Here is a 7,463-nt window from a genome sequence, read left to right as displayed (position 1 = left end):
CTACCGCTCGGTGCTGAACTCGCGGGACTGGCGCCACCGCTCGAACTGCAGGTCGAGATGGTGCTCGTGGTAGCGGGCGAGGTCGTAGACGTGCACGGTCTTGGCCGGTCTGCCGTCGCGCGGCCGGAAACCGTCCGCCTCCGCGCGCTCCTGATCGACCCCGACGTAGTACAGGCCGACCGAACCGTCCGGCGAGATCCCGGCGATCTCGCACGGGAAGCCCCGGTATTCGGCCCGAGTGGTCACCTCGGTGACCCGGCCGTCCTCGATCTCCAGTATCCCCGACCGGGGGCGGCCGCCGACCACCGCGGACTCACCGTTGGCCCATCCCCCGCGAAACGGGTGCCCGTCAATCGGGCGAGCGAAATGTGCGGCACGCCACCGGGTGAAGAGCAGGTCGCTTTGTTTCTCGTAGTAATCGCGCAGATCGCGCAGATCGATGTGCTTGTAGTACTCGTACCTGTTTTCCTGGACGAAACCGTTGATGGTGGCCCATTCACCGTCCCATTCGGCGTCCATGACCCGGGCGCCACCCAGTTCGTCCACGCCGTCCACCAGCACCGAGTGGCCCCGGTAACTGGCGTAGACCTGCACGGAAAACACCCGTTCGCACAGGTCGACCGGCACCGGGCTGTCCCGGGGATACGGCGTGGGCCGGTTTTCGTCACCGTCCGCGAAACGGACGTAGTTGTCACCGTTGGCGTAGGACACCGGATACGAGACGCCGTCGATCACGGCGAAGGTGCCACGCCGGTACAGGGGGTAACTCATGACGCCCCTTGCCTTTCCCCGACCTCTGATGAAACTCAGATTTTACGAGGATCTCATGCCTTGGACGGATCTGGACCGTTCCACAGTAGACTGATCGGCTCAGCGGCGCGTGACGATGACCACGAACGGGCCAACGCCCTGCTGGGTGAACCGCGGCGAGGCGAAGAGCTTCGGGTCGAACGCGATGTCGTCCACGTGCACCGGTGCGGCCTGCGGGAAGGAGTCCGAGGCCACCGGCATCACCAGCTTGTCGCCGGACCGGCGGAGCACGAACACGTTCGGCGCCTCGTGCGGATTGGCCGCCAGTCGCGCGATCAGCTCGTTCGGCGTGGTGGACGCGGCCCAGTGCCGGATCTCGTCACCACGCTGCCGGTAGTCGGCCAGCGGGTTCGCGTAGTGCGGCGTGGTCTGCTGGAAGCCCCAGTAGGGCGCGAACGACAGCAACCGGTCGTAGGCCGACAGCACGATGTTCTGCGTCGGCGGCCGCCCGGACAGGCGGTCGATCGTGCTGATCAGCTCCGCCGTCCACGCGCCGTCCTTGCTCGTGTCGTGCTCGCCCTTGGCGTTGTAACCCGTGGCGTAGTAGTCCGATTCGGCGATCTTCGCCCCGTCCTCCAGTGTGGACCGCACGCTGGTCTGGGCGAGCGAGAGCGAACCGGCGAAACCGAGTACGACCATGGCGACCGCGACCGGGCGGGCGTACGCGGCCGGCTTGGGCAGGTGGCGCACCGCCTCGGCGACCGCGAACACCCCCGCCAGCGCGAACACCAGTTCCGCGGTGGGCACGAACCGGAACGCCAGCAGCGTGGTCCGCACCAGGAGCGCGAGCGTCGAAAGCGCGAACCAGACGTAGATCACCACCGCGATGGTCAGCAGGGTGAACGCGACCGGATCCCGGCGGGACCGCAGCAGCAGCCAGAGCAGCCCGGCCAGGCACAGGAGGCCGAACACGCTGGTCGGCTCGAAGGGCATCGGGAAGTAGGCACTGGTGTCGGGCAGGAAGTGCGCCGCGACGTTCGGCTTGCCCAGTCCCCCGGCGAGGATGAACGGACCCCAGGTGACCAGCGCGAGCAGCCCGGTGACCACGCCGATCACCACCAGCCGCCGCAGCAGGCGGGCCACCGTCTGCCCGGCGGGCGCGCCCCGGCGCACGGCGAGCACCCCGGCCACCGCGGCCAGCAGCACCACGACCAGCACACCAAACACGAGGTGCAGGGTGTAGGTGATGGCCGCGAAGCCCAGGTAGACCCCGATCAGCAGCAACGGCCACGCCGGGACCCGGCCGCGGCGCCGCAGCACGGTCCAGGCGAGCACGGCCACCGGCGGAAGCCAGGCGGTGCTGGGCCACGCGTAGGGCTCCTCCACGGCGGCCGAGAGGCAGCCGACGAGCACCGTCGCCAGCGAGAGCAGCACCGCGATCCGGCGGCGGACCACGAGGCTCCACAGCACGAAGGTCACCGCGGCGGCGACGGCCGCCCAGGTGGTCGCGTACGGCTTGTAGGCGGCCCAGCCGTCCCAGCCGAGCAGGTTGGCGAACCGGCCGCCCAGCCAGAACCAGCCGCCCGGGTAGTACGGCGCGAGGCCGTGGTAGTTCATGTCCGCGAGCGAGGAGCTCGACGCCATCCGCTCCAGGTACTGGAGGCGGAAGGTGTTGTCGACCGACGAGCCGCCGAGGAAGAACCGGGTGCCCTGCAGCGGGATGGCCAGCAGCAGGGTGGCCAGCGAGGTGAGCGCGACGCTGACGCCGGTCACCTTGACCCAGCCCGGCCACCGGCGCAGCAACCCGAACCCGATCACCGCGCACAGCACCAGCAGGATCCCCGCGTCGGCCAGGTTGACCAGCGCGTCGGGCACGTTGGTACCCGGATCGGTGCCGATGCGGCTCGCGGCGAACTGCAGCGCCAGCCCGAGCACCACGGCCACCACCGTGGCGAGCAGCAGCTCGCCCAGGGTGCGGCCGAGAGTCAGCCGGGTGACCGGTGGTTCCTCGGGACCGGGTACGGCGTCCGGGGCGGCCTCGCGGACGAGTGTGGATGTCACAGGTAGAAGGTCACCGCGAGCGTGACGACCCACAGCATGCCGAGGATCTGCAGGATGCGGTCCTTGAGCACGATCTCCTCGGGCTCACCGGCGGTACCGCCGTCCACGTCCACCGCGTAGCGCAGCACCGCGATCACGAACGGGACCATCGAGATCATCGGCCAGATCGAGTGGTGCGAGTCCTCGCGGAGGGTGAACGCCCAGAGCGAGTAGGACATGATCAGGATCGCCGCGGCGGTCGCCCAGACGAACCGCAGGTAGCTGGCCGAGTACTTCTTCAGCGAGGAACGGATCTTCGCGCCCGTCCGCTCGAAGAGCATGATCTCGGCGTAGCGCTTCCCGGCCACCATGAACAGCGATCCGAAGGCCGTGACCAGCAGGAACCACTGCGAAAGCGGGATGTTCGCGGCGACGCCACCGGCGATGGCGCGCATCAGGAAGCCCGAGCCGACGATGGCGAGGTCGATCACCGGCTGGTGCTTGAGCCCGAAGCAGTAGCCCAGCTGGACCGCCTCGTACACCCCGAGCACGATCGCGAGCTGCGGATTCGCCAGGAACGACAGGCCGAGGCCCGCCAGGAAGAACACCACGGCCGCGACGTAGGCGGCGGGCACCGGGACGATACCCGCCGCGATCGGCCGGTTCCGCTTGGTCGGGTGTGCCCGGTCGGCCTCCACGTCGATCGCGTCGTTGACCAGGTACACAGAGGACGCAACCAGCGAGAAGGCCGCGAACGCGATCAGCGCGTCCACCAGCACGCCACCGTTGGTGATCTGCGCGGCCGTGAACGGCGCGACGAAGACCAGCACGTTCTTCGCCCACTGGCGCGGGCGGGCGGTCTTGAGCACGCCCAGCACCATCCGGACAGGTCCGCGCTTGACAGCGGCAGTCGGTTGCTGCTCCGGTTCGGTGTCGGCGGCCTCTGCCTTGGCTTCGGCCGCTTCCGTGGAGTCCTGGGCGGGCTCGGCGGCTTCGGTGTCGGCGTTTTCGGCTTCGGCGGTGTCAGCGGTGTCGTGCGCGGCCTCGGCGGCCTCGTTCACTGATTTGGTCACAAGCGGACTTCCCTACCCTTTTTTGCGGATCTTCCAGCGCAACAGACCGCCGACCGCGCCACCGAGCGCCGCGCCTGCCAGCACATCTGTCGGGTAATGCACACCGAGCACGAGCCTGGACGCCAGCATCGGCGGCACCAGGGCGGGCACCAGGTTACGCCCGGTCAGCCCGGAATAGAGCACTGCCGCCGCGGTGGTGGACGTGGCGTGCGAAGAAGGGAAGCTCAGGCGGCTCGGCGTACCCACCAGTACCTCCACGCTCGGGTCATCCGGGCGAGGACGGCGGACGACCCGCTTCACCGCGATGGAGGCGCCGTGCGCGGCGACCACGCCCACCGCCGCGGTCAGCCACTCCTTGCGCCGCTTGCGGTCCACCGCGGCGCCCACCAGACCGGCCGCGAACCAGCCGATGCTGTGCTCACCGAAATGGGACAGACCACGCGCGGCCTTCACCGTCGCGGGGCGCTTCAGCGTCGCCTGGACCTTGGAGAGGACCGCGATCTCCGCCGGGCGGGACGGCTTCTTCTCAAGCATCCAGGCTCCCCTCCAGCGGAGCACCCTCGGTCAGGTGCGGGGCGATCTTGTTGTCGAACATGGACAGTGCGGAGCCGATGGCCATGTGCATGTCCAGGTACTTGTAGGTGCCGAGACGGCCTCCGAAGAGGACGTTGCGCTCGGCGGCCTCGGCGCGGGCCAGTTCGCGGTAGCGCTCGAGCTTCTCCCGGTCCTCGGCGGTGTTGATCGGGTAGTACGGCTCGTCGTCTTCCTTCGCGAACCGCGAGTACTCCCGGACGATGACGGTCTTGTCCTTCGGGTAGTCCCGTTCCGGGTGGAAGTGCCGGAATTCGTGGATCCGGGTGAAGGGCACGTCTTCGTCGCTGTAGTTCATCACCGAGGTGCCCTGGTAGTCGCCCGTCGGGACGACCTCCTGCTCGAAGTCGAGGGTGCGCCAGCCCAGGCGGCCTTCGGAGTACTCGAAGTAGCGGTCCACGGGTCCGGTGTAGACGGTCGGGGTACCCGCCGGGATCGCCTCGCGCACGTCGAAGTAGTCGACGTCGCAGCGAACCTCGATGTTCGGGTGGTCCGCCATCTTCTCCAGCCACGCCGTGTAGCCGTCGACGGGGAGACCCTCGTAGGTGTCGTTGAAGTAGCGGTTGTCGAAGGTGTACCGCACGGGAAGGCGGGTGATGATCGACGCCGCCAGTTCCTTCGGGTCGGTCTGCCACTGCTTGGCGGTGTAGCCGCGGAAGAACGCTTCGTACAGGGGGCGGCCGATCAGGGAGATCGCCTTCTCCTCGAAGTTCTTCGCGTCCTTGGTTTCGATCTCGCTGGCCTGCTCGGCGATCAGCTTCCTGGCCTCGTCCGGGGTGTGCGACCGGCCGAAGAACTGGTTGATCAGCGCCAGGTTCATCGGCAGGGCGTAGACCTGGCCCTGGTACTTCGCGAACACCCGGTGCTGGTAGGCGGTGAACTCGGTGAACTGGTTCACGTACTCCCACACCCGCTTGTTCGAGGTGTGGAACAGGTGCGCACCGTAACGGTGCACCTCGATGCCGGTCTCCGGTTCGGGCTCGGAATAGGCGTTGCCCCCGATGTGGGAGCGCCGCTCCAGGACGAGCACCCTCTTGTCGAGCTGCGTGGCCGCTCGCTCGGCCACGGTCAGCCCGAAGAACCCGGAGCCCACCACGATCAGGTCGTACCCGGTGAAACCGGCTTCGGAAAAGTCTGTGCGGTTCGTGTGCTCGCTCACGGGCTCCGAGGGTACCGACGTAACCCAGCGCAACCGCAGCGGCTGCGGCTTAAGCGCCCTTGGCGAGCATTGGTAGGACGTCGGTCACGACTTGTTCAAGCACCGTTTCCCGCCCGGCATAGGGACCACCCGAACGGGGCCAATGGGTCACGATGTCGGTGAATCCGAGCTCCCGGGCCCGGCCCGCGGCGTCGGCGAACGCGTCCACGCTGGTCAGTGAGAAGACCGGCGCCGCGTCGAGGCTGAGGTAGCGGTGCGCACTTTCGGGTGACCGGCCCGCCTCCTCCAGCGCCTCGTCGAAGCGGGCGCACATCTCGGCCACCGCCGCCCACCACTCGTCCTGGCTCTCGCTGGGGCGGCCGTTGGTCACCCAGCCGCCGCCGTAGCGGGCCGCGAGACGCATCGTGCGGGGCCCGTTGGCGGCGATCAGGAACGGCACCCGGGGCCGCTGGACCGAGCCGGGCAGGTTGCGGGCACCGCGGGCGCGGAAGTACTCCCCCTCGAAGTCGAACCCGTCGGTGGAGAGCAGCCCGTCCAGCGCGGCGACGAACTCAGCGAACCGGTCGGTGCGCTGCCGGGTGGTCAGCTCCGGTCCGCCGAGGACCTGCGCGTCGTAGCCGAGACCGCCCGCGCCGAGGCCGAGGATCAGCCGCCCGTCGGCAATGTCCTCCAGGGTGATCAGTTCACGGGTGAACGGCACCGGATGGCGGAAGTTCGGGGAGGCCACGAAGGTGCCGAGGCGGATCTTCGAGGTGACCGTCGCCGCGGCGGTGAGCGTGGGCACGGCGCTGAACCAGGGCCCGTCGACCAGCGACCGCCAGCCGAGGTGGTCGTAGGTCCAGGCGTGGTCGAAGCCGTACTCCTCGGCCGCCCGCCACTTGGGCTCGGCCGCCCACCACCGGTCCTCGGGGAGAATCACAATGCCTACGCGCACCGGGTCACGCTATAGGCATCCGGCACCCCCGGCGTAGGGGACGGTGGTGAACCGCCCAGCACAGGGACAATGGACCTCGTGGAAGCACCCCTGTTGATCGCCTCGGACGTGGACGGCACCCTCCTCGACGCCTACGAACGGATGTCCGCTCGTACGAAGGCGGTGGTGCGCCGGGCCTCCGAAGCAGGCGTCCCGGTGGTGCTGGCCAGCGGCCGCCCACCGCGCTGGATCCCCGCCGTGGCGCGCGAGGCGGGGCTGACCGGCTTCGCGGTCTGCGCGAACGGCGCCGTGCTGTACGACATCGGCAACGACCTCGTGGTCGAGGTGAACGGGTTGCTGTCCCCGATGCAGCTCGCCGACGTCGTGAACGAACTGGAGCGGGCGCTGCCGGGCGCGGGGTTCGCCGCCGAGCGGATCGGCACCCGCGCACTGGACCCCGGCGTGCACAACCTGGTGATCGACCGCGGCTATCGCAATCCGTGGGGCGACGGCGAGGGTGTCCAGGTCGCCCGCGCCGAGATCATCGGCCATCCGGCGATGAAACTGCTGGTCAGCCGCCCGGGAATGTCCTCGGACGAAATGTTCGAGGTGGCCGGCGCGGTGCTGGACGACTCGGTCGACATCACCTTCTCCGCGGGTTCGGGGCTGATCGAGATCGCCGCGCACGGGATCACGAAGGCCACCGGCCTCGCCGCGGTCGCCGCCCGCCTCGACGTGCCAGCCGACCGGATCGTCGCCTTCGGCGACATGCCCAACGACGTGGAGATGCTGCGCTGGGCCGGGCACGGGGTGGCGATGGCCAACGCGCACCCCGCGGTCCGCGCGGCCGCCGACGAGATCACCGGGCCGAACACCGAGGACGGTGTCGCCCAGGTGCTCGAACGCTGGTTCTGAGCCACCGGTTTCAGGGGGTGGG

7 protein-coding genes are annotated in these 7,463 nt (G+C 69.0%); 1 reads left to right on the top strand and 6 read right to left on the bottom strand.

Going from position 1 to position 7,463, the window contains the following annotated elements; all coding sequences use genetic code 11:
- The 6 genes from FNH05_RS27165 to FNH05_RS27140 all read right to left on the bottom strand — a co-directional run bounded on the left by FNH05_RS27165 (window position 1) and on the right by FNH05_RS27140 (window position 6,547).
- A complete protein-coding gene (locus FNH05_RS27165) occupies window positions 1-771 on the bottom strand; it encodes a hypothetical protein (RefSeq protein WP_144591588.1) in 771 nt (256 codons plus the stop codon).
- A gap of 99 nt (window positions 772-870) precedes the next feature.
- Window positions 871-2,811: an arabinofuranosyltransferase gene (locus tag FNH05_RS27160; RefSeq protein ID WP_144591586.1), complete on the bottom strand. Its 1,941-nt coding sequence runs from the start codon at window positions 2,809-2,811 to the stop codon at window positions 871-873.
- The gene (locus FNH05_RS27155; protein ID WP_186382760.1) at window positions 2,808-3,863 is read right to left on the bottom strand and encodes a decaprenyl-phosphate phosphoribosyltransferase; all 1,056 of its coding nucleotides are present in this window, start codon (window positions 3,861-3,863) and stop codon (window positions 2,808-2,810) included. The genes FNH05_RS27160 and FNH05_RS27155 overlap by 4 nt, the downstream gene beginning before the upstream one ends.
- A gap of 12 nt (window positions 3,864-3,875) precedes the next feature.
- Complete coding sequence (locus FNH05_RS27150; RefSeq protein ID WP_144591584.1) at window positions 3,876-4,397, bottom strand: phosphatase PAP2 family protein; 522 nt, start codon at window positions 4,395-4,397, stop codon at window positions 3,876-3,878.
- Entirely contained in the window at window positions 4,390-5,613 is a 1,224-nt protein-coding gene (gene glf, locus FNH05_RS27145) for a UDP-galactopyranose mutase (RefSeq protein ID WP_144591582.1), read from the bottom strand. The genes FNH05_RS27150 and glf overlap by 8 nt, the downstream gene beginning before the upstream one ends.
- 49 nt (window positions 5,614-5,662) lie before the next feature.
- Window positions 5,663-6,547, bottom strand: a complete 885-nt coding sequence (locus FNH05_RS27140) for an LLM class flavin-dependent oxidoreductase (RefSeq protein ID WP_144591581.1) — start codon at window positions 6,545-6,547, stop codon at window positions 5,663-5,665.
- Window positions 6,548-6,625: 78 nt separating this feature from the next.
- Here FNH05_RS27140 and FNH05_RS27135 point away from each other — a divergent pair, with 78 nt between their 5' ends.
- Window positions 6,626-7,441: a Cof-type HAD-IIB family hydrolase gene (locus FNH05_RS27135; RefSeq protein WP_144591580.1), complete on the top strand. Its 816-nt coding sequence runs from the start codon at window positions 6,626-6,628 to the stop codon at window positions 7,439-7,441.
- Window positions 7,442-7,463: the final 22 nt, after the last annotated feature.

Origin of the sequence: Amycolatopsis rhizosphaerae (assembly GCF_007713715.1) — a bacterium.
GTDB classification, from domain to species: Bacteria; Actinomycetota; Actinomycetes; order Mycobacteriales; family Pseudonocardiaceae; genus Amycolatopsis_E; species Amycolatopsis_E rhizosphaerae.
The sequence above is the reverse complement of the archived record's forward strand: the minus strand, read 5'-3'. Positions and strand labels throughout refer to the sequence as shown.